General features: G+C 49.3%; 1 protein-coding gene. It reads right to left on the bottom strand.

The genetic code is table 11. The features are described from left to right. Window positions 1-430: type I-E CRISPR-associated protein Cas7/Cse4/CasC (locus J0A66_RS21555; protein ID WP_206575915.1), on the bottom strand; the 430-nt coding region annotated here is incomplete at its 3' end. Between the last annotated feature and the right edge of the window lie 116 nt (window positions 431-546).

A 546-nucleotide genomic window follows, 5' to 3' on the forward strand; every position in this document is an offset into this window, starting at 1 on the left:
GTAATTTCAATTCTTCCTCTTGCGGTGCCCTATTCTCTGACGCCAGCAACGCCACCAACTGATCAACACCCTGTTGTTCAGCCGGACTAACGTGTGCCAGTTGTTCAATTTCCAACGAGTCTTTTTTCAGCTTGCCGAATTGCTTGGCAATACTTGCCGCCCACTCGTCAGCGTTTTTCTTCTCAACCCCCTTGGCTTGCAGTTGCTGCGCCGCGACAACTCCCAGCTTTTTAGTACGGGTACCAATAGAACCTGCCATGGCAGACTCAAATAAGTCAGAAACACGCCAATTCCGCTTCAAACTTTGCGAACTGACACGCAGTCGCTCAGAGCCGCCCATACGGGCGGTTTTGGGCCTGCCCAAATCATCCCGGTTCAGATTGGAGGGCGGATAAGAAGTTAGCAGATGCAATTGAATAAATTTGCTCATGATATTTCCTTATTGACTAATGAGATTGGGACGCTTTGTAATATGCCAGTGCCCAGCGCACTGCCAGGTTATTGCTAGACATTTCAGCACGCCGGTAATAGCGTTCATCAAACCAG

This window comes from Bowmanella dokdonensis (genome assembly GCF_017254865.1).
GTDB lineage: Bacteria > Pseudomonadota > Gammaproteobacteria > Enterobacterales > Alteromonadaceae > Bowmanella > Bowmanella dokdonensis.